Annotated in this window: 29 protein-coding genes; 11 read left to right on the top strand and 18 right to left on the bottom strand. The window is 40.4% G+C overall.

Annotated features, from left to right (window positions below; all coding sequences use genetic code 11):
* Nucleotides 1-30: 30 nt before the first annotated feature.
* From JL57_RS05010 to JL57_RS04995, 4 genes are all read right to left on the bottom strand, one after another.
* Nucleotides 31-972, bottom strand: coding sequence for a hypothetical protein (locus JL57_RS05010; protein WP_291299722.1), 942 nt, complete (start codon nt 970-972; stop codon nt 31-33).
* A gap of 36 nt (nt 973-1,008) precedes the next feature.
* Complete coding sequence (locus JL57_RS05005) at nt 1,009-1,713, bottom strand: glycosyltransferase (RefSeq protein WP_034140963.1); 705 nt, start codon at nt 1,711-1,713, stop codon at nt 1,009-1,011.
* A gap of 162 nt (nt 1,714-1,875) precedes the next feature.
* Nucleotides 1,876-2,793 carry an NAD(P)-dependent oxidoreductase gene (locus tag JL57_RS05000; protein WP_034140962.1) on the bottom strand — a complete coding sequence of 306 codons (918 nt, stop codon included), beginning with the start codon at nt 2,791-2,793 and terminating at the stop codon, nt 1,876-1,878.
* Nucleotides 2,794-2,877: 84 nt separating this feature from the next.
* Nucleotides 2,878-3,921 carry an NAD-binding protein gene (locus tag JL57_RS04995; protein WP_034140961.1) on the bottom strand — a complete coding sequence of 348 codons (1,044 nt, stop codon included), beginning with the start codon at nt 3,919-3,921 and terminating at the stop codon, nt 2,878-2,880.
* 198 nt (nt 3,922-4,119) lie between these two features.
* On the opposite strand from JL57_RS04995, the gene JL57_RS04990 reads away from it, so the two are divergent.
* On the top strand, nt 4,120-5,115 hold the full coding sequence (locus JL57_RS04990) for a glycosyltransferase family 4 protein (RefSeq protein WP_034140960.1): 996 nt from the start codon (nt 4,120-4,122) through the stop codon (nt 5,113-5,115).
* On the opposite strand, the gene JL57_RS04985 is transcribed toward JL57_RS04990, so the two are convergent.
* Nucleotides 5,110-5,691, bottom strand: coding sequence for a bifunctional 2-polyprenyl-6-hydroxyphenol methylase/3-demethylubiquinol 3-O-methyltransferase UbiG (locus JL57_RS04985; RefSeq protein ID WP_034140959.1), 582 nt, complete (start codon nt 5,689-5,691; stop codon nt 5,110-5,112). The genes JL57_RS04990 and JL57_RS04985 overlap by 6 nt on opposite strands.
* 135 nt (nt 5,692-5,826) lie before the next feature.
* Here JL57_RS04985 and JL57_RS04980 point away from each other — a divergent pair, with 135 nt between their 5' ends.
* The 10 genes from JL57_RS04980 to JL57_RS04935 all read left to right on the top strand — a co-directional run bounded on the left by JL57_RS04980 (nt 5,827) and on the right by JL57_RS04935 (nt 15,293).
* Nucleotides 5,827-6,816 (top strand): glycosyltransferase family 4 protein, encoded by a 990-nt coding sequence (locus JL57_RS04980; RefSeq protein ID WP_034140958.1) that lies wholly within the window; start codon nt 5,827-5,829, stop codon nt 6,814-6,816.
* Nucleotides 6,817-7,008: 192 nt separating this feature from the next.
* On the top strand, nt 7,009-7,419 hold the full coding sequence (locus JL57_RS04975) for a type VII toxin-antitoxin system MntA family adenylyltransferase antitoxin (RefSeq protein WP_034140957.1): 411 nt from the start codon (nt 7,009-7,011) through the stop codon (nt 7,417-7,419).
* Nucleotides 7,409-7,816 carry a type VII toxin-antitoxin system HepT family RNase toxin gene (locus JL57_RS04970; protein WP_034140956.1) on the top strand — a complete coding sequence of 136 codons (408 nt, stop codon included), beginning with the start codon at nt 7,409-7,411 and terminating at the stop codon, nt 7,814-7,816. The genes JL57_RS04975 and JL57_RS04970 overlap by 11 nt, the downstream gene beginning before the upstream one ends.
* A gap of 507 nt (nt 7,817-8,323) precedes the next feature.
* Entirely contained in the window at nt 8,324-9,304 is a 981-nt protein-coding gene (locus JL57_RS04965) for an NAD-dependent 4,6-dehydratase LegB (RefSeq protein WP_034140955.1), read from the top strand.
* Nucleotides 9,305-9,325: 21 nt separating this feature from the next.
* Complete coding sequence (locus JL57_RS04960; protein ID WP_034140954.1) at nt 9,326-10,492, top strand: LegC family aminotransferase; 1,167 nt, start codon at nt 9,326-9,328, stop codon at nt 10,490-10,492.
* 250 nt (nt 10,493-10,742) lie between these two features.
* Nucleotides 10,743-11,783 (top strand): sugar phosphate nucleotidyltransferase, encoded by a 1,041-nt coding sequence (locus JL57_RS04955; RefSeq protein ID WP_034140953.1) that lies wholly within the window; start codon nt 10,743-10,745, stop codon nt 11,781-11,783.
* Nucleotides 11,784-11,787: 4 nt separating this feature from the next.
* A complete protein-coding gene (locus tag JL57_RS04950; RefSeq protein ID WP_034140952.1) occupies nt 11,788-12,429 on the top strand; it encodes a NeuD/PglB/VioB family sugar acetyltransferase in 642 nt (213 codons plus the stop codon).
* A complete protein-coding gene (gene neuB / locus JL57_RS04945) occupies nt 12,426-13,424 on the top strand; it encodes an N-acetylneuraminate synthase (RefSeq protein WP_034140951.1) in 999 nt (332 codons plus the stop codon). Before JL57_RS04950 ends, neuB begins: the two co-directional genes overlap by 4 nt.
* Nucleotides 13,421-14,587 carry a UDP-N-acetylglucosamine 2-epimerase gene (gene neuC, locus JL57_RS04940; protein ID WP_034140950.1) on the top strand — a complete coding sequence of 389 codons (1,167 nt, stop codon included), beginning with the start codon at nt 13,421-13,423 and terminating at the stop codon, nt 14,585-14,587. Before neuB ends, neuC begins: the two co-directional genes overlap by 4 nt.
* A gap of 4 nt (nt 14,588-14,591) precedes the next feature.
* Nucleotides 14,592-15,293 carry a cytidylyltransferase domain-containing protein gene (locus JL57_RS04935; RefSeq protein WP_034140949.1) on the top strand — a complete coding sequence of 234 codons (702 nt, stop codon included), beginning with the start codon at nt 14,592-14,594 and terminating at the stop codon, nt 15,291-15,293.
* Between the two features lie 189 nt (nt 15,294-15,482).
* Here the strand turns inward: JL57_RS04935 and hisH are convergent, their stop codons facing one another.
* The 13 genes from hisH to JL57_RS04870 all read right to left on the bottom strand — a co-directional run.
* Nucleotides 15,483-16,136, bottom strand: coding sequence for an imidazole glycerol phosphate synthase subunit HisH (gene hisH, locus JL57_RS04930; protein WP_034140948.1), 654 nt, complete (start codon nt 16,134-16,136; stop codon nt 15,483-15,485).
* The gene (locus tag JL57_RS04925; protein ID WP_034140947.1) at nt 16,124-16,900 is read right to left on the bottom strand and encodes an imidazole glycerol phosphate synthase subunit HisF; all 777 of its coding nucleotides are present in this window, start codon (nt 16,898-16,900) and stop codon (nt 16,124-16,126) included. Before JL57_RS04925 ends, hisH begins: the two co-directional genes overlap by 13 nt.
* Nucleotides 16,893-18,227 (bottom strand): N-acetyl sugar amidotransferase, encoded by a 1,335-nt coding sequence (locus JL57_RS04920; RefSeq protein WP_034140946.1) that lies wholly within the window; start codon nt 18,225-18,227, stop codon nt 16,893-16,895. Before JL57_RS04920 ends, JL57_RS04925 begins: the two co-directional genes overlap by 8 nt.
* 71 nt (nt 18,228-18,298) lie before the next feature.
* Nucleotides 18,299-19,564, bottom strand: coding sequence for a lipopolysaccharide assembly protein LapB (locus JL57_RS33530; protein WP_291299721.1), 1,266 nt, complete (start codon nt 19,562-19,564; stop codon nt 18,299-18,301).
* A 276-nt stretch (nt 19,565-19,840) separates the two neighbouring features.
* Entirely contained in the window at nt 19,841-20,890 is a 1,050-nt protein-coding gene (pseI, locus tag JL57_RS04910) for a pseudaminic acid synthase (RefSeq protein ID WP_034140945.1), read from the bottom strand.
* A gap of 12 nt (nt 20,891-20,902) precedes the next feature.
* Nucleotides 20,903-21,592, bottom strand: a complete 690-nt coding sequence (locus JL57_RS04905) for a PIG-L deacetylase family protein (protein ID WP_034140944.1) — start codon at nt 21,590-21,592, stop codon at nt 20,903-20,905.
* The gene (locus JL57_RS04900; protein WP_034140943.1) at nt 21,593-22,273 is read right to left on the bottom strand and encodes a formyltransferase family protein; all 681 of its coding nucleotides are present in this window, start codon (nt 22,271-22,273) and stop codon (nt 21,593-21,595) included.
* Nucleotides 22,274-22,295: 22 nt separating this feature from the next.
* Nucleotides 22,296-22,847: a UDP-4-amino-4,6-dideoxy-N-acetyl-beta-L-altrosamine N-acetyltransferase gene (gene pseH, locus JL57_RS04895; protein ID WP_034140942.1), complete on the bottom strand. Its 552-nt coding sequence runs from the start codon at nt 22,845-22,847 to the stop codon at nt 22,296-22,298.
* A gap of 60 nt (nt 22,848-22,907) precedes the next feature.
* On the bottom strand, nt 22,908-24,017 hold the full coding sequence (pseG, locus tag JL57_RS04890; RefSeq protein WP_291299720.1) for a UDP-2,4-diacetamido-2,4,6-trideoxy-beta-L-altropyranose hydrolase: 1,110 nt from the start codon (nt 24,015-24,017) through the stop codon (nt 22,908-22,910).
* A gap of 28 nt (nt 24,018-24,045) precedes the next feature.
* On the bottom strand, nt 24,046-24,792 hold the full coding sequence (locus tag JL57_RS04885; protein WP_291299719.1) for a glycosyltransferase family protein: 747 nt from the start codon (nt 24,790-24,792) through the stop codon (nt 24,046-24,048).
* 64 nt (nt 24,793-24,856) lie between these two features.
* Nucleotides 24,857-25,480, bottom strand: a complete 624-nt coding sequence (locus JL57_RS04880) for a pseudaminic acid biosynthesis-associated methylase (RefSeq protein WP_034140941.1) — start codon at nt 25,478-25,480, stop codon at nt 24,857-24,859.
* Between the two features lie 108 nt (nt 25,481-25,588).
* A complete protein-coding gene (locus tag JL57_RS04875) occupies nt 25,589-26,365 on the bottom strand; it encodes a methyltransferase domain-containing protein (protein ID WP_291299718.1) in 777 nt (258 codons plus the stop codon).
* 253 nt (nt 26,366-26,618) lie between these two features.
* A partial coding sequence (locus tag JL57_RS04870; RefSeq protein WP_034140940.1) for a hypothetical protein occupies nt 26,619-26,798 on the bottom strand: 180 nt, incomplete at its 5' end.

Below are 26,798 nucleotides of genomic sequence, written 5' to 3'. Positions count from 1 at the left end.
TACCATTATAAATACAGTCCATCATGAACACTAACCGAAATTAACACTCAGTAAATCCAAAACATCTTGAATTGGATTGTGTACCGTTACAGTATTGGAACCGGCAAACAGCAATCCAACTGCCAAGTTATTGTCATCTAACAGGAGGGAACCGCTGTCTCCTGGCGAGGACATATTGGTGGTAATGATTTGGTGATCAAAACGCAGAACTCGTCCCGGCCCGTACTGCACATTGACCATAGCATCAAGAGCTGTAATCTGACCAAACGTTAAGCCAGTAGTTCGTCCCGATTTTTTGACTTCCATATTTAAAACTGGAGTAGTGACTCCTTGTACCAAACCGATATCGAGAATGTCCGGAATGATCATGCTATTTTCCAACGGCTCGCCAATAGCACAATCTACCACATTAATTGCCGGGTAATCGGCTAAATTAACAAATCGTTTCAAGCAGGCAATAATATACTGTCGATCTGCGTAGCCAAGATCGGTGTGGACAAAATCAACGGGCCCAGGTTGATAGATTCGATCATTGATACTGGCCCTTTGGTCGTTGCCATTCGTAGAATTCGCGAGGACATGATTATTTGAAAGGATCATCGGCTGAACGCTGGAATTGTCATAAACCACTGCTCCGAAAGTCCCAGCCGTAATTAAATAATGACCAATGCTCACCCCTGGAGGCGCAGGTCTTACCTTTTCAGTACGACTTTGGAGCGGTTCTAACATTTCCACTTTCAATGCTTTTAGTTCTCCCACTTCAATAACATCCGTCACCATACTGTTAACATTCTTGGGTACAAGTTCATGGTCAGCAAGCTGCTCAGGAGGAAGTTTTTTATTTACTAAGACAATAATAGATTCCTGATCAGTTTTTACACCCTTAACTTCTTTAAAACCATATCCTACCCCAATTACCTGAGGGAGGGTTAATAGATTCCTTTTGCTTTGATCATCTAGCCTATCCATCATAATTCCCCCATCATTCCTCTCTCCCAACGCTTGGGTTTAATTTAAACACTCAGGAAATAGCCGTTTGGCTCTCTCTTTTACAATCAGAGAACATGCTTCGTTGGGATTTTGACTCATATTTTCACCGTGCCAACGATAAGCCAACAGAGGTTCCTCTAAAAATCCGCAAGAATAATGCCGAAGAAAGCGAAACCACAAATCATAGTCATGGGCTTGGGGCAGATTTACGTCGAAATATCCTATTATCTTTAATGCAGAACTTCTCATCATCACGGAAGACCCGTTAATAAAGCAGCCCTCCATGAGCTTCTTCACCATTTCCTTCTTGTTGGGGAAATATGGTGAATTAACCTCATATTGCTTTACGCCGTTGGCATCAATCACCACAAAGCTCGTGTAGCTAAAACCGAGACTCGGATCACGTTCCATCAATCCCACCTGTTTAGACACCTTATCACCAATTAGTACGTCATCTGCACTTAACCAGCAAACGTACTTACCCGTTACAAGAGATAGCCCAAGATTTAACGCGCTGGGTGTTCCCCCATTTCCCTTATAGACATAGTTAATTTTTGAACGATATGGCTTCACGAGTTCGGCTGTTCCATCGGTGGAACCATCATCAATGACGAAAACCTCCAGATTTGGATAGTTCTGATCGATGACACTGTCAAGCGCATAAGGAAGATACCGGGCGTGATTGTACGTGGGGATAACGACACTGACTGTAGGCATTAGCATTAGGGGCCCCTCCTTACATAATCGATATTCGAACTACGAACCACGACTAGTGGCGGTTAGCCATAGGATATAGGAAACTTACTTCAGATGGAGGCTTATTCCATCTGAAGTAAGTTGAAATTATCCAGGGGCGTAATCGATGTTCGAAATTGGAACTACGAACTACGAACTACGATAAATCATTTTCATCCACTCTACGGTAATGGGCAATCCTTCTTCTAGCAGCACCTTAGGTTCATGACCCAGATCAGCCCTTGCTTTGCCAATATCCGGTCGTTTGCTGACTGTATTGTGTTTGTCTTCGGGAAGATACTTTACTAATTTCGGATCACCCTCCGTATAGTTGAGCACTAATTCACTTAAATCTTTGACGCTGCGATATTCCGTTCCCCCGATGTTATACACCTCACCTGGCTTGAAGTTTTTTGCCACATTGGCTATAGTCGGGATTAAATCATCGACATACATAAAGACACGGTAGTAGCCTTCATAAACCTCATAAGGAATACCCCTTAGCGCTCGATAGATAAAGAGACAAACAACACTACGGTAAGAGTGATAGTACTCCCCCGGACCGTAAGCATTGAATAAGCGCAGTCTTACGATCGGAGATTCATATTTCTTTTCGAAGTTGATCACCTGAACCTCATTAGCCCACTTGGTTAAAGCATAGTCATTATGCTGAATAATTGTCTTTTTTAATGGTAAATCCTCTGTTAACAAGGGTTCTGCTGCTTCTCCGTAAATTTCAGAGGAGCTTGTAAAGATCAGTTTAAATCCTTTTTTTAATTGCCATTCCAAAATATTACGGGTTCCGATTACGTTTGTTTTCCATAATGTGTCATAATAATGTTCTCCATTAATACGGCCAAATTCTGCAGCTAAATGAAAGACATAATCATAGTTTTGCTCAAAAACACGTTCTAACTGACGATACTCAGAGATGTCCGCCCTAATATACTTCTCCCCGAGATGATGTTGCAAATCAACTTCCCATACATCATGTCCTCTATATTGAAGTACTTCTACTAATCGCGAACCTAGGGTTCCTTTACTACCCGTTACTAAAATTTTGGCCATCGTATCTGCTCCTTTTTCCACTCTTTTAAGCCACAAGAATCGTTTGAATTTTTGCTGACAGTTTCTCAGTTGATCTGTGACCCTTTATTTAATGTCTAAGGCCTTTTGTCGATCCAGTACTAACCGATCTACTACTTGATCCTGATCAACCTCATTAATGGAGTTAAAGCCCGCTCCACTTAGCTCAGCCGACGAAAATAAGGGATCTTCAACCCAGACAGTATTTCCGGTTGCCTCTAAAGCTCTGACCAAATCAACCCCTCTACTATGCTTAAGATCCTTCACTCCTGTTTTATAGCTCAAACCTCTGACCAAGACCTCTTTACCACTGCCCACCTGGTTCACGATTCGATCTCGATAGTCCTGATCCGCTTGTTCAGCCCCTTCCAACAAAGTGGAGGGACAAACTGTTCGCAAGAAACTCATGTCCTTAGGCAGACACTCTCCACCAATACCCCAGTCAGTACCTAGCAGCTCGACGTTACTCTTACTATTGACAGCCATTCTTAGATCGTCATAATCCATTCCTTGGGTAACACAATAGCCATAAATCTCCTGAGCAAAGGCTATATCAATGTAGCGCTTGACATTTTCAACCACCTTAGATAACTCCGCTATCCGGACGTCAGAAACTTCCACTAGAAGGGGAACCAATGGAACATAAAATTGACGTCCTTTTTCTAAGCAGGCTTTTGTAAAGGCTCCCATTACCCGCGGGGTATCACAAACAGTTTTGTCGACACCAAACATTACCCTATGGGGAACATGGATCACGAAAATATCAGTTCCTAACTCAAACCCTTTTCCTTCTAAAAATTCACGCACGCGCCTCATAGTTCCTGGGGGCAACGTTGATTCAATGGAGATCAAAGAGCCTGGAAAGATGATCATTTGCTTTAAAGCAGCAAATAGGTTTTGTCCCTGATTACCTGTGGAAGGAGCCATTAACCAAACCTTTATCCCAGTTAATGCCCGATAATCCGAGGTCACCCTATAACCCTTGCTTCGTAATTCGCTGACCCTACTCTCGTTCACATCCACGCCGATGACCTCTCCCGGAAATTTATGACTAAGGTAAGTGAAAAGATTAAAGCCGATATTACCCAAACCCACGACACAAATCTTCATTTTTTGGATCCATCCCTTCCCCTAACTCATCACTATAAGTTATGGAAGTCCACGCCTTGTTGACACAACAGAGGTATGCTTTTCCCAGAAATTATCATGTAATATTAGATTAATATGTAAAATATTGCCACCTCGATGCCGCTCGCAACATACACTGAAAAGACAACAAATTACGGTATCATTTAGGAGGGCTAAACTATGAAACTAGTTATTCCAGTGGTAAGTTTGGAAACTGGGGGGACACGCTTTATTTATCAGTTAGCCAATGAAATGGTGGATAAAGGACACAGCGTGGAAATCGTGCTCCCTGAAAACGCCTCTGTGGCTTGGCCAGTACGGGCAAAAATTACCCGGGTTAAAGAACTTACTCCTGATACAATGCCGCCTGCGGATTTCATACTTCCAAATTTCTATCCGACTGTTTTTCCTGCCTGGGAATCAAAAAAAGGCCGAGTCGTTCGACTTAGCCTGGGGTATGAGCCTTTATGGATTGAAGAAAAAAAAGCTTTGGATTCTTACCTTATAAATGCTCCTATCATTGCCATATCTCAATGGCATCGTCAATTAATTTTACAAGGAACTGGGCGAAATAGCACCGTAATCCCTGGGGGCGTAGACTCCACGGTTTTTTGTCCCTACCCCAAAAAATCTCTATCTACTGGTCGCCTTTCAATTGCTTATATCCTACGTTCCAAGGAACATGGCTATACTTGGAAAGGTGCCGAGGACTTTTGGGAAGCCTGCCAGCGTTTAGCTCAGTTGGTTCCTGCCTTTGACGTTCAGGTTGTCGCTACAGAAGGGGCACATTACCCTGCACCCCTGCCCTATGAGATAGTGAAGGCCCATTCTGACAGTGAGATGGCCCGATTCTATGCCCAGGCAGATATTTTTGTGTCGACTTCCTATTTCGAAGCTTTTTCAATGCCACCATTAGAAGCCATGGCCTGTGGTACAGCGGTCGTAACCACCGATAATGGCGGTAACCGCGATTATACAAAAAACGGAGAGAACTGTTTACTCGTTCCCCCCAGTGATATCCAACAACTGACCCTTGTACTAGCTCATCTATTAACTCAACAAAATGCACGGAATCAACTTGCACAAGTCGGCCGAAACTTCGCCCAGTCTTGGACTTGGCGGCAATCAGCCGATAAACTAGAAGCCTACCTTTTGAAGTTAGCTCGTACCTTATAGACAGCAATCCTTCCAAGCTAAAAGGGCATCGATGGGCTCAGCGTCTTTACCATAGACTTTCAAGAACGCTAAATTTTTTTGATCGTGGAACTTACTGAAAATAAAAATATTGTAACCGTGCTTTTGGAAATCCTCAACCTCCCATCCCGATCGATGCCGTTGTAGGCTTTCTCCCCCTAAACCGTAATGATCAACCTCTAGCTGTTGAAAAAAACCTCTGGGAGTAAAGACAATCACCTTTTTGGCAGCGATCTCTTCTACTTGGCGCAAGACATCCCAGGCAACCCCTTTTTCAAAATGCTCAATGACATCAATCAGCGTCACACTATCTAGGGACTTTGGCAGAAATAGCTCGCTCACGCGCTCTGCCGTAAAATTAATTTTTATAAACTGTTCACCATACTTAGCATGCTCTAAGTATGGTCGATGAGCATCAAGCCCAATTTTTATAGGGCAACTAAGATCTTTGAGAGTCTCACCGACTCCGCAGCCAATATCTAGAACCGTACGGGAATCCGACAGGAGTCCATTAATCGTATCGAGGAAATCTTTATGATTTACGACATTGACTGTCACTGGCTGAACATCCTTCCCATGTTAATTCTTTCTTTATTATGGTATTCAAAATTTTCCCTAAAGTACCATCTGATACACAAATTGCCTACTTGAACGCATAATATGTAGTACCGTAAAGCAAAGGGAGGACAAACCATGAAGATCGTGTTTCCTGTTCTTAGTTTAGAAATGGGCGGGGGGGCCCGTTTTATTTATCACCTAGCTAATGCCCTAGCTGATAAAGGGCATGATATTGAAGTTGTTATGCCCGAAAAAGGAGTTCAAGTCTGGCCATTGCGTACCAAACTAAGACGAGTAAAAGAGTTAACTCCATCCTCCATCCCTTCAGCTGATTTTATACTCCCTAATTTCTATTTAACGGTTAGGCCAGCCTGGGAATCTCAAAAAGGCCGGGTAGTACGCCTTAGTCTTGGGTATGAACCCCTTTGGGTTCCTGATTCGGTAACTGCTAAGCAGACCTATCTGATTGGCGCTCCAATCATGTCTATATCGGAGTGGCACCGCCAACTCATACGCCAAGAAACGGGCCTAGAAAGTACGGTCATTTCTGGTGGAGTAGACACTTCGACGTTTCATCCTTATCCTAAACCATCTGAGCAAACAGGCCGCAAGAATATTTTTTACATCATGCGCGACGCTGTTTCTGGGTATACCTGGAAAGGAGGCGAAGACTTTTTAAAAGTCGTAACCCGTTTAAAAGATCAGGTTAATTTTGACTTAACCGTTTCAATTCCAGAGAACGCCCTGTTTGCAAGCCCTGTGCCTTGTCGGCTTAAAACCTCGACAACAGATCAAGAACTTGCTCAGCTCTATGCAGTGGCAGACCTCTTTGTTTACACCTCTTACTTTGAAGCGTTCGGCCTGCCACCCCTTGAGGCAATGGCTTGCGGTACAGCCGTAGTGACCACTGATTGTGGTGGAGTTCGTGATTACGTTAGAAGCGGTGAAAACTGTTTGTTAGTTCCCCCTAGTGACATCGACCAGCTAAGCACAGCGATCTATCGCCTATTGACACAGGATACCGAACGCCAGCGTCTAGCCGCCGCAGGCCATCGTTTTGCACAAGCTTGGACTTGGCAACGCACCGCAGATCAAGTAGAAGCTTTCTTGATAAGCCTTAGGTAATATTCAAAAAACGGGTTGTGACGAAAACTGGTTTTCCAGTTTCGTCACAACCCGTTTTTGTTCGGGAATCCCATGGAACTAGTGCCTGCTTTTATAAGGTGGAAGACAACCTATTTTTATGATATAATTAAATAGAAAATACTGGAATATTGTGAATCTAATCTCAGCGTAAAATGCAGGGAGGTAAATAGGTTGAGTATCGCTGATAACATAGTAAGTATAGTGAGAGACTATCTTGTACAGGAATTAAAGCCTTATACTATAATTCTTTTTGGTTCTTCGGTGAAGGGTTATTTTCGGGAAGATAGCGATATTGATATTGCTTTTATCAGTGCCCAAGAATTTAAGTCTTATGATCTTTATCTCTTAGCTCAGGCACTCGTTTCAGAGGTAGGCCGGGAAATTGATCTAGTTGATTTAAGGCAAGCATCAACAGTCTTCAAGGCACAAATTCTTGGTTCAGGACAAGTAATTTATTCCAACGACCCAAAAGAACTGGCCGATTTTCAGATACGGACTCTCAAAGAGTATGCCTTACTTAATGAAGAAAGAGCAGAAATCCTCAGGAATATTTCTGTTAGGGGGAGGGTATATGGTGGATGATGTTGTCTTCAACAAAGTCGCGATTATCGAACGTTGTATCCGTCGCATTCAAGAAGAGTACCAGGGGAATTTTTCGAACTTGGAGAATTATACTAAGCAAGATTCAATCATCCTCAATATCCAACGAGCTTGTGAAGCAAGCATTGATCTAGCAATGCATCTAGTGGCTTCGAAGAGCCTAGGTATTCCGCAGTCAAGTCGGGATGCCTTTGATTTTTTACAGCAAGTTGGAATTATCGACGAACAGCTCGCACTAAAACTCAAAGCGATGGTTGGATTCCGCAATATCGCAGTCCACAATTATCAGACTGTTAACTTAGGAATTGTACAAGGAATTATCGAGAAGAACCTAGCGGATCTCTTGAAATTTGGAAAACTGGTTCTTTCTACCCAGTGAAAAGGCAGAAAAACGGGGTCGAGTTACGTGCTCGGCCTTTTTTTTTCATTATTTCCTCAATGATGATTTTTAGGTTGCGCATCACCATACATTATTTTCCATTAAGTACTGAGGTGTTATCGGAGTTGAATTCACCTTTGAGTAATGAATTTTCAACATTTTTATTGGTGTGGATGCTTTCAGTTGGGTATACCCAATGCCATAGAACTTATTTAAAAACAATGCATATGATAAATAAATGATAGGAGTTTGTTAATTACGGAATATGGGCTGTGGGATGAGAATAATATGTTCCAAACTCCATAGCAATTCCCCCCTGATAAGCTGAAAAGAATAACATAACGTATCATGAGGGAAGTCTATTGTTCAGTCGAAAAATATTACCTATATTTGTAATATAACAATAAAGGGTGCGAAAAAGGGTAATTACATCCATCATATCTAAGGTTGAAATTGATTGATTTAGTAAACTTGATTTAATTCATATATTTATTGAGGGGGAACGCTATGAAAAAAATTCTTGTTACCGGTGCTGATGGATTTATTGGAAGCCATCTTGTAGAACAACTTATCAAGAGAGGTGAAAAAGTAAAAGCTTTTGTTTATTATAACTCATTTGGTAACTGGGGATGGCTTGATACGTTCCCCAAAGAGCTGTTAGCTGAAATAGAAATATTTGCAGGGGATATTCGAGATCCCAATGGAGTAAGAACTGCCATGAATGGGGTGGATGAGGTTTTCCATCTTGCTGCCCTTATAGCAATTCCATTTAGCTATCATTCGCCTGATTCCTACGTTGATACTAATATTAAAGGTACGTTGAATGTGCTGCAGGCAGCTAGAGATTTGAAAACTAAAAGAGTCCTGGTAACCTCTACCTCAGAGGTCTATGGCACTGCCCAGTATGTACCCATCGATGAGTTGCACCCCTTTCAAGGGCAATCTCCATATTCGGCTACAAAAATCGGGGCTGACAGATTAGCAGAGAGCTTTTATCGCAGTTTCGAAATGCCCATTACCATAGTACGTCCGTTTAACACCTATGGCCCGCGTCAATCGGCTAGAGCAGTGATTCCGACAGTTATTATTCAGCTTTTATCGGGAATGACGGAAATAAAGCTAGGTTCACTTACACCAACTCGAGATTTTAATTATGTAAAAGATACTGCCCAGGGTTTTATCGACATAGCCAAGTCGGATAAAACCGTAGGTCAGGAGATTAACATAGCGTCCCAGCAGGAGATCTCAATCGGTCAGCTGGCCCAGGAATTAGTTGATCAGATTAATCCTCAGGCTAGGATAAACTGTGACGAGCAAAGAGTTCGTCCAGAAAAAAGCGAGGTGAACAGGTTATTAGGTTCAAATAAACTAATTAGACAACTTACTGCGTGGGAGCCAAAGTACAGTTTAAAAGAGGGTCTTGCAGAGACTATAGCATTTCTTAGGGAGAATTTAAGCAGATATAAAGCAGATATTTATAACCTTTAGCAACTATTAGGAAGTGATCTTATGAATAAATTCATACCGTTATCAGTACCTAACCTAAAAGGTAACGAACTGAAATATGTATCAGATGCGATTGAAAAGGAATGGGTATCGACTGGCGGGGCATACATAGCCCGCTTTGAAACGGAATTAGCTGATTATTTAAACGTGAAATCAGCAGTTGCCTGTCAGAGCGGGACTGCCGGCTTACATTTAGCCTTAATTTTAGCGGGTGTGGAAAAGGATCATGAGGTAATAGTGCCAACTCTGACATTTATAGCTTCAGTAAATCCAGTGAAATATTTACAGGCCTATCCTGTTTTTATGGATTGTGATGATTCTTTATGCATGGATATGGCTAAGTTGAAGCAGTTCTGCCAAGCGGAATGTAATTTTATTGATAATAAATTAATTAACAAGTCTACAGGAAGACATATAAAAGCGATAGTGGTGGTGCATGTTTTTGGCAACATGGCAGATATGTCAGCGGCCATGGATATCGCTAAGGAGTATAACCTTAAAGTAATTGAGGATGCCACTGAGGCATTAGGAACCTACTACCTGGAGGGTAGGTATAAAGGTAAACATGCTGGGACAATTGCCGATATAGGAGTGTATTCTTTTAATGGCAATAAAATAATTACGACCGGCGGCGGGGGAATGATAGTCTCTAGTGATACAGGCATTATGAAAAGAGCCAAATATCTGTCTACACAGGCTAAGGATGATGCCGTTAACTTCATACATAAAGAGGTTGGCTATAATTATAGATTAACCAACCTCCAGGCAGCACTGGGAGTTGCCCAACTGGAGCAGCTTGAGTACTTTATATCTGTAAAGAAAGAAAACTATAGAATATACAAAAGCAGTATAAATGATAAAATAAACGGTTTGAAGATATTGGATTTTCGAGACGATATAAGACCAAACTATTGGTTCTTTTCCCTATATATATTGAATTTAGACAAATATTCTCGTATGAAGATAATTAAAAGTTTAGCTAATGAAAATATTCAAACTCGTCCTATATGGGGGCTTATTCATGAACAAAAACCTTATTTACATGCCCAAGCTTATCTGATCGAGAAGGCGCATGATTATTTTAACCGCATTGTCAATCTTCCTTGTAGTAGCAATCTGTCCGTTGAAAATGTGTATAAGGTTATTAATAAAATTAATGCTATTTCGTAATTTCCTCCCTTTTCCAAGGTACATGTTCGCCACTAAAGTACCACTTCACTGCGTTCCTTGATATTTAAAGACCTGCGCTCGGAACGTTGAGACATAATTTCGATGCACTCCTCTACCTCCGTATCACCAGAATTTTAACTCTCTGAGTAATCCAGAGTTTTATTGCAAGTTATTTACTTTTTTACCATCATTATCCATAATTCCGGCTCCATTTTATTATTGCGTTCATATAATAAAAGGGGTGGGAATATTGAATATAGAGATATTATTTATCACAGAAGATCAAAGTGTTCTGGAAGCCATGAAACAGATAGATGCAACAGCCAATCAAATATTGCTGGTTGCTGAGAACAATATATTGAAAGCAATTATTACTGATGGAGATATTCGAAGGCATTTACTGCGCGGAGGAAAGTTAGAAGATAGAGTAAAAGAAATTGCCAATTATAATCCAAAATTTATATTTGAAAAAGATAAGGATAATGCTCAAGAACTAATGAAGAAATGGTCAATTTTATCTTTGCCGATTGTGAATGAAACGCTCGAAATACAATCCATCGCTTTTCTCAAAGATTACGAGATTGGACGTAAACTTTCTGTTGGTGCACCTGTAGTAATCATGGCGGGTGGATTGGGGACGAGGCTCTATCCGTATACTAAAATATTACCGAAGCCACTCATTCCTATTGGCGAAATACCCATAACTGAGCATATCATTAATCATTTTATGAAGTATGAATGCAACGAGTTTCATTTGATCGTAAACCACAAAAAAAATATGATCAAGGCTTATTTTAGCGAAGTTGAAAAGGATTATAAAATTGAATTTCATAATGAGGAGATAAAGTTGGGTACAGGTGGTGGGCTTAGCCTGCTGAAAGGGAAACTGGAATCTACCTTTTTTATGACTAATTGCGATATTCTCATTAGAGCTAATTATAAGGAAATATATGATTTTCATAAGCAAAACGGAAATATGATTACGATAGTAGCAGCTTATAAGCATCTCACTATTCCTTATGGAATCATTAACATGATAAACAATGGTGAAATAGCTTCTATGATAGAAAAGCCCGAGTATTCATTTCTGACCAATACTGGCTTTTATGTTGTGGAAGCAGACATTGTAAATAAACTTGAGGATGATAAAGCAATCGGGTTCACAGATATAATTGAGCAGCAAAAAAGCCTGGGAGAAAAGGTTGGAGTTTTCCCTGTTAGCGAAGGGTGCTGGCTCGATATGGGGCAACTTGAAGAGTTGGAGAGAATGAGGAAGGAATTGGGAGTGTGAATGCGTGAAAAAAATTGTTCTTGTAGGTGCAGGTGGTCATGCACTCAGTGTCATCAATAGCATCCAATCAAATCAGGAATTCGAAATCGTTGGAATTACTGAATTGGGCTATGTTGTCGATGAGGAAGTATTAGGCTATAAGATTTTAGGAAATGATGCCATATTAAATTCAATATTTGATAGCGGGGTTAAGTATGCTTTTATTACAGTTGGAAGTATTGGCAACACTGCTTTGAGAGAAAAACTATATTTTATGCTTAAGAGTAAAGGTTTTATCTTACCTGCGATCATCGATAATTCTTCAAATATCGGAAGTGATGTATGGCTTGGCGCGGGTATTTATATAGGAAAGAACACGGTAGTAAATGCCAAGAGCACTATAAGAGACATGGCGATCGTAAATACCGGCGCTATTATAGAGCATGGTTGTTGTATTAATGAATTCACACATATTGGGCCAGGTGCTGTTATATGCGGTGACGTTAAAATAGGCGCCAGTACACATGTTGGCGCAAATTCTACGGTTATCCAAGGTGTAACTATTGGCGATGACAGCATCATAGGAGCTGGAAGTATTGTTGTCTATGATGTGCCAAGTAAGGTTATTGCTTATGGTAACCCGTGTAAAGTAGTGAGAAATAAATGAGTAACATTTTTATAATAGCCGAGGCTGGAGTAAACCACAACGGCGATGTAAGCATAGCTAAAGAATTAATTGACGCCGCAAAAAGCGCAGGTGCAAATGCAGTAAAATTTCAAACTTTTAAAGCAGAACATCTTGTCTCAAAAGTTGCGCAAAAAGCAGATTATCAAAAACAAGTTTCTGAGACTGATGAAAGTCAGCTAGAAATGCTTAAGAAGCTAGAGCTATCTTATGACGATTTTAAGGACCTTAAAAAGTATTGTGAAGAAAAGGGAATATTGTTTCTTTCCACAGCCTTTGATTTCGATAGCATAGATTTTTTAGAAAGTCTTGAAATGCCTATCTATAAGGTACCGTCAGGAGAGATAACTAACCTGCCGTACCTGATGAAAATCGCAAGCACCGGCAAGCCAGTGATAATGTCAACGGGGATGAGTGATTTAGATGAGGTGGGTTTGGCATTAGAGGTGCTCCGGGATAATGGTGTAGGAACGATGACTCTGCTGCACTGTAATACTCAGTACCCTACTCCTTTTGAGGACGCCAACCTCAAGGCGATGCTTACTTTAAAGGAACGATTTGGCTTAGCAGTTGGTTATTCAGATCATACATTAGGGATTGAAGCTCCTATTGCAGCTATAGCGTTAGGAGCTACAGTAATTGAAAAGCACTTTACGCTTAATAAAAGTCTGGTGGGTCCGGATCACAAGGCAAGCCTTGATCCGCAGGAGCTCAAAGCCATGGTGACATCTATCAGGAATATTGAAGTCGCTTTAGGAGATGGCATAAAACAACCATCAGTATCCGAAATAATGAATAAAGAAGTAGCTCGGAAAAGCATTGTCGCCAGGCGAAATATCGTTAAAGGTGAAATCTTTACTCAAGATAATTTGACTGTTAAACGTCCCGGTAATGGGATTTCTCCTATGAAATGGTTTGAGGTACTAGGCATGAGCGCAATGCGTGATTTTTGCGAGGATGAGTTGATCGATTTATGAAAAAATCAATTTGTATAGTGACAGGTTCTCGAGCTGAGTATGGTCTTTTAAGCCCTATTATAAAGCAACTTATAGCTACTAATAGTTTTGAATTAAAAATTGTGGCAACGGGTACACACTTGTCTGAAGACTTTGGACTTACTTATCAGGAAATAGAAGCGGATGGTATTTCAGTAAATGCTAAAATTGATGTTTTGCAAAATGATGATTCAAATAAAGCTATGTCCAAGGCTCTTGGGATCGGAGTTATTGGTTTTGCAGAGTACTTTGAAAAGAATCAACCTGATATGGTAGTCGTGTTAGGAGATCGATTTGAAATATTTGCTGCTGCTACAGCTGCTGCAGTTGCCTGTATTCCCATTGCGCATCTTCACGGTGGGGAAACAACAGTGGGGGCGGTAGATGAGTTTTTTCGTCACTCTATTACGAAAATGAGTTATTTGCACTTTACTTCTACTGAGCAATACAGACAGCGTATTATAAATATGGGGGAAGCACCGGACCGGGTTTTCAATGTTGGTGCAACAGGTGTGGAAAACATTTTAAGTATGCCCCTTATGGCCAAAGATGAGCTGGCCCGAATCATAGACTTTGATTTGAATAGTCCATACGCCCTTGTAACCTTTCATCCGGTAACATTGGAAAGAAATACTGCGATAAAGCAAATTGAAGAACTTTTATCTGCTCTTGACGAGACCAGTGGGTTGAATTATATCTTTACAAAAGCTAATGCTGATGCAAATGGTCGGGCAATAAATAACAAAATAGATACCTACTGTAAGAAAAAAGGAAATGCGATTGCCTTTACATCTATGGGTGTTTTGCGTTACCTTTCTGCAATGAAATATTGTGCAATGGTCATCGGCAATTCCTCCAGCGGAATCATTGAAACCCCAAGCTTTAAAAAACCCACGATCAATATCGGAGACAGGCAAAAAGGCAGGATTTGTGCAAAATCAGTCATTACTTGTGAAGCGGAAAAGCGCGCTATAATCAAGAGTATTAATAAGGCAAGGTCACAGCAGTTTTTGCAGGGAATTGCTAATCAGGTAAATCCCTATGGCAATGGGAAAACCTCTGAGAAAATTGTAGCACTAATCAAGGATTTTCTGGATAATGACAAGATAAACCTTAAAAAGAGCTTTTATGATGTGAGGGGATAAGGCAATGTTCTATGATCATCGAATTATCGCCATCATTCCTGCGCGCAGCGGTTCTAAGGGATTACCTGACAAGAATATACGCATTCTTAATGGGAAGCCCTTAATTGCCTATAGTATAATTCAGGCTCAGGAGGCAGGAATATTTGATGAAATATTCCTTTCAACTGATTCACAGGAATATGCTAGTATTGCGATACAATATGGGGCAAATGTACCATTTTTAAGATCGGATGAGCTGGCTTCAGATTCTGCTTCGACATGGGATTGTGTAAGGGAGGCTCTTGAGCAATACCATACAATAGGCAAAGAGTATGATATCTTTGTAGTATTGCAGCCAACATCACCATTACGAACTACTAGAGATATTATTAATGTAATTAAACAAATGGTACTTACTAATGCAGATTCAGTAGTGTCAGTGTGTGAGGCTGACCATTCTCCCTTGTGGTACAATACATTGCCAGAAAATAAATCTCTTAAGGGTTTTGTCCGATCAGAAATCATGGCTAAAACCAGACAGGAGTTGCCTACTTTCTTTAGAATTAATGGGGCAATATATGCTGTAAGTACATCATATTTTTTAAGAACACAGAATATCTATGATGGAAATTCTTTTGCCTACGTAATGCCGAAAGAAAGATCCATTGATATTGATACCCTCTATGATTTTTCTCTGGCAGAGTACCTTCATAACTTAAAAATGTAATAATGTAATTGTTCGGTCGCATCAGTGGTGCAAATCACAAGCACGCTATCCTTTCCGTAGAATAATCCTCCGAAACGATGAGCTTAGAAAGTCATGCTATTAAGGCGTTTAACTGAATTCAACAGCTAAATGCCTTAATCAAGTCAGTAATAAATAACTTCATGCCGCAGTTCAATATGAAATAAATCACTATGGCTCAACCTTCTGTTTAATAAAGTTATTTATAATCTTCAATCCCGTGACCCCGCTTTTTTCCGGATGAAATTGACAACCGTAGAGGGAACCAGATTGTACTGATGCGGAAATAAGTTGTCCATTATAATACGTATCTGCTAATCGATTCGCTAAATTTTCGGGTGCCGCAGTAAAGGAATGTACAAAGTAAACTGTCTCGCCGATTTCAATATCCTCAAGAATCGTTCCATTCCAGTTTTCTTTTTCCCTAGGTAACTCTAACGAGTTCCAGCCAATGTGAGGTATTTTTTGTCTAAATCCGTGAACATCTTGATCTGGTATTCTAACAACACGTCCGGGTATCAAACCTAAGCCTTCATGTAGTCCAAATTCTTCACTTTTCTCCATCATCATTTGCATTCCCAAACAGATACCTAGGAAAGGTCTTTCTTTAGAAGCAAAGTCAATAATTGCCTCTACAAGACCACGTTCAGACAATCCCCTCATTCCGTCAGCAAAAGCACCTACGCCTGGCAAAACCAGGTAGTCTGCGTTTTTAATATATTGAGGGTTATCTGAGATCATCACTTGAGCACCACAATATTCAAAAGCTCTTTGTACACTAAGAATATTTCCTATTCCATGGTCTACCAACGTTATCTTGACCATAGTTTCAATCTCCTTACGTTTACATTGCAAGAGACAGCCTTTTCACGAACTTCCTGTACCGTAAATTTTTTATAATGCAGGACATGAGCCATTGCCACGGCATCTGCACAGCCATCGTTAATAACGTTAATCAAATCTTGTATATTACCCATACCACCACTAGCAATGACTGGTATGGAAACAGTATTCGACATAGCCCTGACAAGGTCTACATCAAATCCTTTTGCTGTACCCTCCATATCGACTGAAGTCAAGAGTATTTCACCGGCTCCAAGTTTATAACCTCTTTTAGCCCATTCAATAACATCAATCCCTGTCTTTTCTCTACCATTATCGTAATAAGCTTCCCATTTACCTTCACTAACCTTTTTTGCTTCGATAGATAAGACCATACACTGAGAGCCAAACCTTTTTGAGATCTCGCGGATCAATTCAGGGCGTTTTATTGCGGCTGTATTGATAGCTACTTTATCAGCCCCGGCCCGTAATACATCTCTTACATTTTCTACCGAACGAATACCTCCACCAACTGTGAGCGGGATAAAAACGTCCTTTGTTGTGCGACGCACTATCTCCAATAAATTATTTCTTTCATATAAACTTGCAACAATATCTATATAAATTAGTTCGTCTATTCCCTGATCATAATACTCTTTGGCGAAAACATTTGGGTCTCCGATTTTTCTAAGCCCCTCGAGTTGTACCCCTTTAACTAAGTTAGGTCCTTTTACGTCTAATCTCGCTATTAATCTAATATTAGTCATAGTCCACACTTCGCTCTTCGTAAATTGGGTATCGTAATTTCCAACTTCCGTTTTCGCGTTTCCATAGATGAGGGGATCTAAACTTGTCAGCAAGTGCCATAAAATAATCCCTATCAACAATTGGTTGTTCAAACATCTTAAATGCTACCGGAAAATCCTTTTCAGGAATACTTAAATACTTAAAGATTTCCTCAGCAAAACGTTCAGGAAACTCTCCGTCAAATTTTTTTACTAGGGCTACCCCTTCCTCCCGTGTAATCTCTGCATTTCTAATTTCTTGTGCAGCATCGTAGGTTGCCCGTCCGATCCCAAATTTAATATAGGTTGTATAGTAATGGAAATCGTCAATCTTATCATCAATACTGTTATACTTACTGTAAGTGCCAACAGTACGTTCAGGTGACGGCTTAAAACCGCCATTCTCAACAGCGTAATAATAACACTCTTGGGGATGCCATCTTAAATAATATCCGAGATAGTGTACCTCGACCTTTTTTCGCTCTAATTCATCGGGATTAGCAGGAATATATGGAATTAGCTCTACGGGCTCAACTCCAAAATTACTATCTAAGGCTTCTAAAGATACTCCACCGAGATAAACTTCGCTTTTGTTCTCTGCAGTAAAATACTTCCAATTTCTTTTAGCTGTAGAAGTATCGGATATAGGATTACCATACTCAGCCTCATTTTCACCGTAAAATACTAATTTTATATCGTGTAATAAAGCCATCTTAGGTGCAAGAGATTTCTGCCCAAAAATAAAAGGTTGAAACGGGTGAAAAAGATTCTCTACCGCGAGTCTTGTTAGCAAACGATGTGTTCGAGGATTTGGTGTACACAAGAAATTATCAAAGCCAGCGTTCAACCATGCCTGAAAATTATGCCATCCCCAAGGTGTATAAATGTGAGGCGCCCAAGTTACTGTAAGTGGGTGCATTCCATATTTATATTTTAGAATATGAGCAGCGTAAAAGCTATCTTTGCCGCCAGATCCAGGAACAAGGCAGTCGTAAGAGCCGTCATTTTTCCGATATTTGTTACATAGATCAATTAGTTCTTGATCACGTTGCTTCCAATTAATAATTTTATTTTTGGATTCTGCAAAAGCGCATGCATCACAAACCTCTTCCTCATTAAAATGTATTGTCTCTTTCTTGGAGTTCTTGGTGTGTTGATATTCAACTGTAGAATTAGGGCGCTGATTTGATATTACACAGCTTCGGCAATACTTTAGTTCTGAAGGAAGACCGTATTTAGCTTCAAGCTTTGTTCGGTTCAAATCAAACTTAGAGTAATCAATAAAGGTCGGTCTACTAATTGCTTTCATCTTTTTGCCACCTTTATAAATTTGATAATAATCGTTTTTAATGCTATCTAATTTTTTTTGAGAGTCTCTTTCTATTCGGTAGATCCAATACCCAACACACGTTCTAAATATCGTTTATTATGCAAAATCTGGTTGTTGTCGGGAGAATATTTCCTAGCAATCTCATTATGCTCATAGGCCAGCTCATGTTTACCTAAGTGATCATAGCAAACACACAACTGAATATGCGGTAACCACATCAACCTGCTGCTAACATGCTTTTCTAGTTGTGTTGCTAATTTATACCAAAAAATTCCCTGCTCATATTCCTTTTTATTCTGGAAGTACAAACCTAAGTGACAACAAAACTCAGTACTGGGGGCGGCATATTCAAAGGATTTTAAGATATATTTAAGCTGTTTTTCCTCTTCTCCTGAATCCTGAAAATATTCAACAAGTTTTTTACAAGTAGAAAGTTTGTCTTCAACCTTACCCTGTCCTGTCTCCAAAAATTCCTGATACGCTTCGATCGCCCGATGATTGCTTTCAATCAACAATTCCCTTAGTTCAACTCCGGACAGGCAGTCATGGACGCCTAATTCATCTTCCACAAACTTCTTTTGCTCTTCACTAATGACTTGTGTGGGACCTTGGAACAAATTTGTTGCAAAAGCACCGATTTGATAGTCTGTATAACTATATTTAGAGGGCATAAGTGGCTCTCCACTATTCTCCAGATTGGGTGACTCCCCAAAAATAAAAAAGGGAATACCCATTTCTACAGCATAAAAAGTATATGAGCCTACTTGATTAGACGTTGCAAATTTGTGACTTCTAAGAATTTCGTAAAATTTTTCTACATATTCAAATCCTAGCACCCAGTTTTGCCCGGCGGTTACAACATTGAACCCGTGTTTTTTGTAAATTACGTCCTTCTTTCTTTCTAAATCATGAAGATGTAAACATATCGTTATCGGATGAAACTCGATGGGAAGACTTTTCAGTTGTTCACAATACCCATCAATATCGAATACTGCGTCAATTGTTGGCTGAGAATGTGCAGGAAAGGCTATTGTACCGTTAGCAGCTATATCCTTCTCAATTTGCCTTGATTTTCGATAGTGTACAAAAGGTGCACCAACAATAGCTGCAGGAATACTACTTCCTTCATTCCATATTTTTAGACGTGTTTTATTCCAAACTAACATCAGCGGTTTATCAGTTTGAGCATCATATGGGTCAGGCTTTGGGATAGGGTCCCATCCGTGTTGAAATCGACAAAAAATCGGTAGCGTCGATGGGCAGCTAGCATATTCTCTGATAATTGCATGAAGTCCGTAGATTGAATACCAATCCATAATTCAGCCTCCAATTATATTCTCCTTAATTAGGGCATCATTAATTGATTTCACTGTCTACAAAAATTGATTGCAAAACCATTGGTGAAGCACGTTTTCCAAAATATTGTTATGATGACTGAGGGCCCTCGTGGCCTAGCATTAGTGAGACTACTCTATGGTATGCATTCATCTCCTCGCGTGTGCGCTTATGCTTATTATGTTACATAGTCCATTACTCCAGCCACATACAGCCATCCTTCATCGGTTGAGACATAGGTAATATCAGTTACCAGCTTATATTATATCCCAGCTTACTGGTGTCCCTTTAGAAATAACTTGATTAACCCGCTTACCAATTAAAATATCTAAATACTTTGGAGGGAGTCCAAAACCTGGTCTTATCGACTTTAAATTGTCATGAGTCAATATATCCCCGGCCTGCATATCCGCCACAATATACAAAGATCGCCTATACTTAAATGACGCCATCTCTTTTTCTGTTGCTCCGTACGCCACCGTACCTAGGGCCTGCCAGGCACATTCAGTTTCATTAACCAGTTGTCGCATTTCGAATGGTTCCATAGAGAAAGCGGAATCCACCCCTCCATCGGACCTAGATAAGGTGAAATGTTTCTCAATTATCGTTGCACCCAGAGCGACACTCGCTACCGCGACTCCGAGTCCCATCGTATGGTCCGATAACCCTACCTCACACTCAAACAGCTCCCGCATGTGGGGTATCGTTAAAATATTAGTGTTATCTGAAGTGGCAGGATAGGTACTTGTGCACTTTAATAAAATGACATTCAAACACCCACTCTCCTTCGCCACTCTAACCGTTTCATCCAGCTCGGCCACTGTTGCCATGCCTGTCGAAATAATCATAGGTTTCCCTGTAGACGCCACCTTGCGGATCAGGGGGAGATCCGTGTTCTCAAAGGATGCGACCTTATAACAAGGTACGCCCAGCGATTCTAGAAATTCAACAGCCGTCTCATCAAATGGGGTGCTAAAACCAATGAGTCCTAGCTCTTTACACCGATCAAAAATTGGTTTATGCCATTCCCAGGGAGTATAAGCCTGTTGATAAAGTTTGTAGAGAGAGTTGCCCCGCCAAAGGTTTTCTGGATTATCGATATGGAACGCACCCTCATCTATATCCAATGTCATAGTGTCTGCTGTATATGTTTGTAATTTTAAGGCATGTGCACCAGCTTTAGCTGCAGCGTCCACAATTGCCAAAGCCCTCTCCAGCGACTGATTATGGTTACCCGACATCTCTGCTATAATAAACGGCTTGTATTCTTTGCCAATTTTCGTTCCAGCAATCTTTAAAGTTAACATCAGGACACCTCTTTAGTTAATATTTCTCCCTAGCATAAAAGCCTCTGCTGCCTCAGTCCCGATGCAAGATCCCCTCCACTTCGCTAAGTAGCCCACTGCATCGAGTGATCTAGGGAAAGGCCAGCTCCGCATCTCATGCTCATATTTCTTTAAAGCTTCAATCTTTTTATCAAGATTGTCTGTAATATTGACAAACCAATTCGGAGTAAATTGCAAACTGGAACTAGAGGCTTGCCACTCCGTACTCGAAGGGATTTCAAAGAAGAGAATCGTTTTGATAGATGATCCCGGAACAGGCCTGGCTGCGGTTATTACTGCTTGATTCGTGATTCGATGATCGATATTCAGGTCACCATAGTGATGAGTATAGAGAATATTTGGCTGATGAAGTTTTATGAAGTCTTCAACTACTTTTACAACGTCTAACAAATCGACTGAATCCATCCGGTTATCTGGGAAGTCTTTTAGTGTCACAGTGGCAACTCCTAAAACTTTAGCCGCTTCTTGAGCAGCTATAGATAGATAATTAAGCACCTCAGAGTTTTTATTTCGATCTCTCTGCACATCTCTACTCGTTTGGCCTTCAGCAAGAATAAGGATATGAACCTCGTCACCATTCTCGACGTGTTTAGCGATAGTTGCTCCACAACCTAATACTTCGTCGTCCGGATGCGCCACTACAACTATAACCTTGTTGTTCATTTATTTATCCTCTTTTATGGTTATTATCACATCCGCGTGAATACAATCTTGTTTCAAGGATGCTCTTCGAAATTCCATTCGCAGGTGCTTTGTCTCAAAGAATGCGTAGGGATATCCTTCTGCATCAAGCATTCGTATATAATCACAGACTTTCTCTAAGCTTTCGAGCTCGTCAATATTACTTTCTTCTGGATGGCGTCTCTTAAAATGAACGACTTCACCTTCTTGTCCTCTAGGAAGCGGTGAATTTTCTATAATAAAAAAGATCATTTCTTTAATAATTTTGGCTGCTCTGAGATATATTTCCTCCGCAGATCCGTATAAGGAAAGATTTCGCTTGACATAGATTGGTCCGGTATCTATGCCTTCACTACATCGAAGAGCCGAAACTTTAGTCTCATAGATCCCCCTCGATATCAAGTTTTGCAGTGGGCTTCCCCCTCTACCAAATGGCAAATCTGTCATATGAAATATGATGCATTCATAGGCTTCATACACGTCTTTAGGAACTATATAAGACCAATGTGGAAGAAACACGTAAGTCGGATTAAGTTCTCTTAACACGTTCAAATTTAAGTTCTCTTGCTTATCGATCAAATGACATTCGTCACCCGTGAGCTGAGCTATCTGATGAGTAATCTGCTCATATCCAGGTCGGCTTGCAGCTATGACATAAGGCATAATAACATTCCCACTTTCGAATTCAGTTACTACTGCATTCTATGTGAATCTTATTGTAATCGATCTTAGTTCTGCGCTCCAGCCACTCATCTCTTAAAATCCCCATGACCACAACATCGTGATATGTGTTTCCTTTTTTTATATGCTCTCTCAATACTCCTTCAATTTGGGAGCCGCACTTTGCTTTGAGTTTAACGACTCTTTCGTTAAAGGCCAGAACCTCGCTCGTTAGCTTATTTAATCCCAATTCATTGAAAACAAAATCAAAGATATTGTACTCTAAAAGTTTTCCATAACCACGACCTCTTATTGAGGGATCAATATAGTATCCCCACGAACACCGACTGTTTTGAAAATCGATAGTTGTTAGGTAGACGCTCCCGATCTTCGTATTTTCAAGTTTAACGATCCAGTATCTACAGGTTGGATCATGACTAATGGCATCAAACCATTTGTTTTGCATTTCCATAGTTAACTGAGGTTCGGTGAACATATAGTTTGTTACCTCAGGTAGCATTCGCCAGTGCATCAGTGTTTCTAGATCTGATTCTTCAATTTCAACCAGTTTGAGCATCTGTACCTACCTCCTTTATCGCAATCGATAATTATGCTCAACAATTAAATTCACGATGCTTTAGTTCACTCTTCTCTGAGATATGGCCTCGACCAACTGCTCTATGCCTGAGGAACCTCTAACTCCCACTAAATCAAGAGCCTTCTTTTGCATGCCTTCTAATTTATTGGGTTCCATTAAAAATCTCTCTGCAACTTTAACTAACGCGTTGACATTGACCTTCTCGTACCAGCCAAGATTCCAGATTGCGCCCAGTTCAGACACTGCCTGAGTTGTTTCCATTTGGTTTTCCGCTGTTACCGTCACGACGGAAGGTAGACCCAGAAAACATCTCTCCCAAGTGGTAGCGCCCCCCGCTCCAAAGGCTAGGTCTGCTTTGTTCATAAGTTCAGCGATATTTGAAACTTGACAATGATAAGATAGGTTCCGCCTTGAAGTGCAAATGTCCTTAATTCTATCTTTGTTTGGATTAGACTGACCGGTTACCACATGAATTTCTATCGTTGAGCCTAGGTAATCCATTAATCCGGTTAGACACTTTTCAGTCTCATTCGTCGCGTCCGCTCCCCCATAAAACACCAAGATGTTGTAAACCTCGCCCGTCCTGATTTTCATGTCTTCCCGAGCTTTGTAAAATTCGTTTCTTAATAAAAGGTATTGGGGCCCAAGAAATAAAGAGCAGTCCTTAGGAACCAATCCGTGATAACGATCCGCCGCATTGTGATAGTAATTCTGATCCAATAGGACATCACAGTCATGACGCCGATTGGCCAAATCATCAATCACCAGGGTATGGCCTACTCCCCCCCTCAAAAGCGATTGCCAATGATGATCAATACCATAATGATCGACGATTAACCAGTCAATCCTTCTCCCATACTTCTTTAGAACTCCCATCGTCTGCTCTGCATCTGCTTCTGACCTGGTTTTCGACCATACTTGCTCTGGTCTTCTCAAGGCTAAGTCACAGGCTTCATCCAAGGGAAGAAGATGCACCTCAAAACCCTGACTTCTAATATATTCAGACAGGTTGCCAGGGAGATCCCTGCATACGAAAACTACTTCTCCACCCCGTACTAATAGTCGTTCTGCGAACGTCAGACAGCGCATGATATGGCCGCTACCAATCGATTGTGAAGCATCTGCACGAATAAGTATTAACAATTTCATCAGCTCTTTTTCTCATGAGATGATCGATTTAGCGTACCTTCTTCTGTTCGATGTGAGAATTGATCTCTAACCAGTTTGGATTAGCGCTCATTAGAGCCAAGACATCTTCCAATTCGAATAAGGGATTGATCGGATAGAGTGTTGCAATAATTCGCTCTATCAGTTCAAAATCCTCTGGAGTGTCCACCGTCCACCGTTGTTGGCTTTCATCACGCTGAAAGGCAACGTTCAATAGGCTAAATCTCTGGCAATCTTCATAAATAAACGGGGTGACGTGTTCACGGCATGACTTCTCAATCGCTTCCCGATACACCGTTTCTAGGAGACCGAACGGGAAGACCTCGGTTTCCATCCCCCTGGGAAACGTTCTGGTCAAGCAATTCGAAACATAGTCACTGTTGACCGTTTTATCTAGAAATGCACTAATAACGCGGTCAATCACCACCGGATCTATGAGTGGGCAATCTGAAGTGATACGAACAACGACATCTAAATCATTTTCCTGAGCCGCATAGAAATACCGTGATAGTACATCCTCTTCTGGTCCTCGAAAGACCTTAATTCCCAACCGTTCAGCTAAATCGACAATCGGCTGATCCGTGTCCTTGGTCGTTGTTGCGATAATAAGTTCATCCGCGCGACGAACCCGCTGAAGCCGTTCTATCTGATATTCTAAAAGTGGCTTACCCAGCACAGGCCTAAGCACTTTTCCTGGTAACCGTGTTGACGTCATCCGAGCCTGGACGATAATTCCAACCTTCATCTTAGAACTCATATTCAAAACTCCCCAAAAACAACATGTTTTAATTAAAATCAGAATGAACCAAAAAGCATATAAGTCACTTTTTCTCAAATAGAAACCAAGTTAGATCATCTTGAGGAAATGAAGGATCTCTATGATAGGCAAACCCGTATTTTATTAAACTTAAATCCTTGAATTTTTCGAGCATTTCCCCAGCATAATCCCTTTTAAAAAGTTTCCCCTCATGTCCTCGATACGAAATTTCTACAGGAACTGGATTATAATATTCTGCAATACAGATATAACGATTGCTTGTTTGATAAAGTTTATCGTATACATCTTGAAGACAGTTTGGGTCTAAATGAATTAACACACCTTTAATCAATACAAAATCCCGTTTATATTCAGGTATGAAATCGAGTATTGATTTATGATAGATCGTTATTTTCTCACTTAGTTGCTGCAACTCTAAGACTGCCTTTTGATTAATTTCAATAGCAGAGATTTCAGTATTAGGAAGAAGACTTTTTACGGCTATCAAATTTAAGCCGATATTAGCTCCAAACTCGATCACTGACTCAACATTTTTAATGCCATCCAGTATTTTAGAAAACATGGCAATATTACTGGCGATTATTGCTTCGTTGTCGTTTCTCTTAATATACTCGTCACCAAATTGACCAGCCCAAAATCTTTCCTGCTCAGTTTTGTATTTTTTCATAAATCCTCCATAAATATCTTTATAAAATAGATACAATCTATGATATTCCAGTAACTGGCTTTTTGCTTATTGAGTCTTATTTTCAGTTTATCCCTTTAATCACAAACCTTATTCTATAAACTTGGTAGCAACAATAGCACTTTCCGCCATCAAACATGGTATGCCATCGATTATCGGATAGGCTAAAAGGCTTTCCTCCGAAAAGTAAGCGTTATTCCTATGGATAAGATCTGTCTTTGTCAAAGGACAACATAGAGGATTTAAGGACTCTGAATTAAACTCTTTTTTAATAATAGTTAACCCTGTCGGATTTAACGGATTGGACGATATTTCAAATAATCTATGTTCGATAACATTGAAACCAAGTTCTACTGCCGTGGAAAATAGTTTTGTCACATACCCGTGACTTAACATTCTTTCTTTAGCCTGGATAGAAGCAAATTCATAGGAAGGTTCCAGCATAACTAAATACTTATTAGTTATGCGATATAACTCAATTAATGCCTCCTTTTCTTTTCCTCCGTTAGGTTCAATCGAATGGGAAGTGTAAACTATATCAATCGAATTATCCTTTAGTGGAGTAGCAAATAAGTTTCCTGTAAATAATTCAACATTTCTAATTCCTAGTTCTTCGAGAAATTTATTAGCATATTTTATTCTGGACCAAGAAAGATCAAATCCATAGGCTTTATCAGGCTTGTTATTTAAACATTGAAGCAATGGCCCTAATGTGGTTCCTTCTCCAACCCCTACTTCCAATAAAGTTTTATAATGACCAAAATCATTGATAACATTTGCTAGATATGAGCAATATTTGTCTTTTAATGATGGATCTTTTTTGTATTCTTGGTAATACGTCCCTGCCTGAAAATCATAACTTATCATTATGTCTTCAATCGAATTAGTGTTGCTCCTATCAGTGGTTGTTACAAAAAAGCAGGAACAGGCAAAAACAAACCCTGCAAGCGAACAAGCGTGTCACTCGTTTAGAAGTTTATACTCCTCCTAAAGCTCCCGAAAGACTTCTCGATACTGAAAAAGGATACGTCGCGAAAAAACACCCTAAAAAAGGATATAGTACTTCCTTGGTTCCATCTGGGGTTGGATTCCAAGACTTGCTTTTAGGATGCTCTGGTGCTTAAGCTGTGCGAAGAAGAACGAATTTTCGGTCATAAATAGCTTCTTCAGCAAGGCGTCGCAACTCTTGACTTCGTCCTTTAGGAACTAAGTATTCCTGGGCGTGGTGGATCATCCCCATAATTAAGCGGCTTAAATCAACGAGGCGAAGGTAGATCTCAACCCGTTTTTGCCCACGTAT

Source organism: Desulfosporosinus sp. BICA1-9, from assembly GCF_000802135.1.
Note: the sequence above shows the minus strand (reverse complement) of the source record. Positions and strands in the feature narration are given on the sequence as shown.

Bases quoted from the DNA above. Each gene is read 5' to 3' on its own strand.
- JL57_RS05010 (WP_291299722.1), bottom strand. From the start codon at position 972: ATGATGGATAGGCTAGATGATCAAAGCAAAAGGAATCTATTAACCCTC.
- JL57_RS05005 (WP_034140963.1), bottom strand. From the start codon at position 1,713: ATGCTAATGCCTACAGTCAGTGTCGTTATCCCCACGTACAATCACGCC.
- JL57_RS05000 (WP_034140962.1), bottom strand. From the start codon at position 2,793: ATGGCCAAAATTTTAGTAACGGGTAGTAAAGGAACCCTAGGTTCGCGA.
- JL57_RS04995 (WP_034140961.1), bottom strand. From the start codon at position 3,921: ATGAAGATTTGTGTCGTGGGTTTGGGTAATATCGGCTTTAATCTTTTC.
- JL57_RS04990 (WP_034140960.1), top strand. From the start codon at position 4,120: ATGAAACTAGTTATTCCAGTGGTAAGTTTGGAAACTGGGGGGACACGC.
- JL57_RS04980 (WP_034140958.1), top strand. From the start codon at position 5,827: ATGAAGATCGTGTTTCCTGTTCTTAGTTTAGAAATGGGCGGGGGGGCC.
- JL57_RS04970 (WP_034140956.1), top strand. From the start codon at position 7,409: ATGGTGGATGATGTTGTCTTCAACAAAGTCGCGATTATCGAACGTTGT.
- JL57_RS04965 (WP_034140955.1), top strand. From the start codon at position 8,324: ATGAAAAAAATTCTTGTTACCGGTGCTGATGGATTTATTGGAAGCCAT.
- JL57_RS04960 (WP_034140954.1), top strand. From the start codon at position 9,326: ATGAATAAATTCATACCGTTATCAGTACCTAACCTAAAAGGTAACGAA.
- neuB (WP_034140951.1), top strand. From the start codon at position 12,426: ATGAGTAACATTTTTATAATAGCCGAGGCTGGAGTAAACCACAACGGC.
- neuC (WP_034140950.1), top strand. From the start codon at position 13,421: ATGAAAAAATCAATTTGTATAGTGACAGGTTCTCGAGCTGAGTATGGT.
- JL57_RS04935 (WP_034140949.1), top strand. From the start codon at position 14,592: ATGTTCTATGATCATCGAATTATCGCCATCATTCCTGCGCGCAGCGGT.
- hisH (WP_034140948.1), bottom strand. From the start codon at position 16,136: ATGGTCAAGATAACGTTGGTAGACCATGGAATAGGAAATATTCTTAGT.
- JL57_RS04925 (WP_034140947.1), bottom strand. From the start codon at position 16,900: ATGACTAATATTAGATTAATAGCGAGATTAGACGTAAAAGGACCTAAC.
- JL57_RS04920 (WP_034140946.1), bottom strand. From the start codon at position 18,227: ATGAAAGCAATTAGTAGACCGACCTTTATTGATTACTCTAAGTTTGAT.
- JL57_RS33530 (WP_291299721.1), bottom strand. From the start codon at position 19,564: ATGGATTGGTATTCAATCTACGGACTTCATGCAATTATCAGAGAATAT.
- pseI (WP_034140945.1), bottom strand. From the start codon at position 20,890: ATGTTAACTTTAAAGATTGCTGGAACGAAAATTGGCAAAGAATACAAG.
- JL57_RS04905 (WP_034140944.1), bottom strand. From the start codon at position 21,592: ATGAACAACAAGGTTATAGTTGTAGTGGCGCATCCGGACGACGAAGTA.
- JL57_RS04900 (WP_034140943.1), bottom strand. From the start codon at position 22,273: ATGCCTTATGTCATAGCTGCAAGCCGACCTGGATATGAGCAGATTACT.
- pseH (WP_034140942.1), bottom strand. From the start codon at position 22,847: ATGCTCAAACTGGTTGAAATTGAAGAATCAGATCTAGAAACACTGATG.
- pseG (WP_291299720.1), bottom strand. From the start codon at position 24,017: ATGAAATTGTTAATACTTATTCGTGCAGATGCTTCACAATCGATTGGT.
- JL57_RS04885 (WP_291299719.1), bottom strand. From the start codon at position 24,792: ATGAGTTCTAAGATGAAGGTTGGAATTATCGTCCAGGCTCGGATGACG.
- JL57_RS04880 (WP_034140941.1), bottom strand. From the start codon at position 25,480: ATGAAAAAATACAAAACTGAGCAGGAAAGATTTTGGGCTGGTCAATTT.
- JL57_RS04875 (WP_291299718.1), bottom strand. From the start codon at position 26,365: ATGATAAGTTATGATTTTCAGGCAGGGACGTATTACCAAGAATACAAA.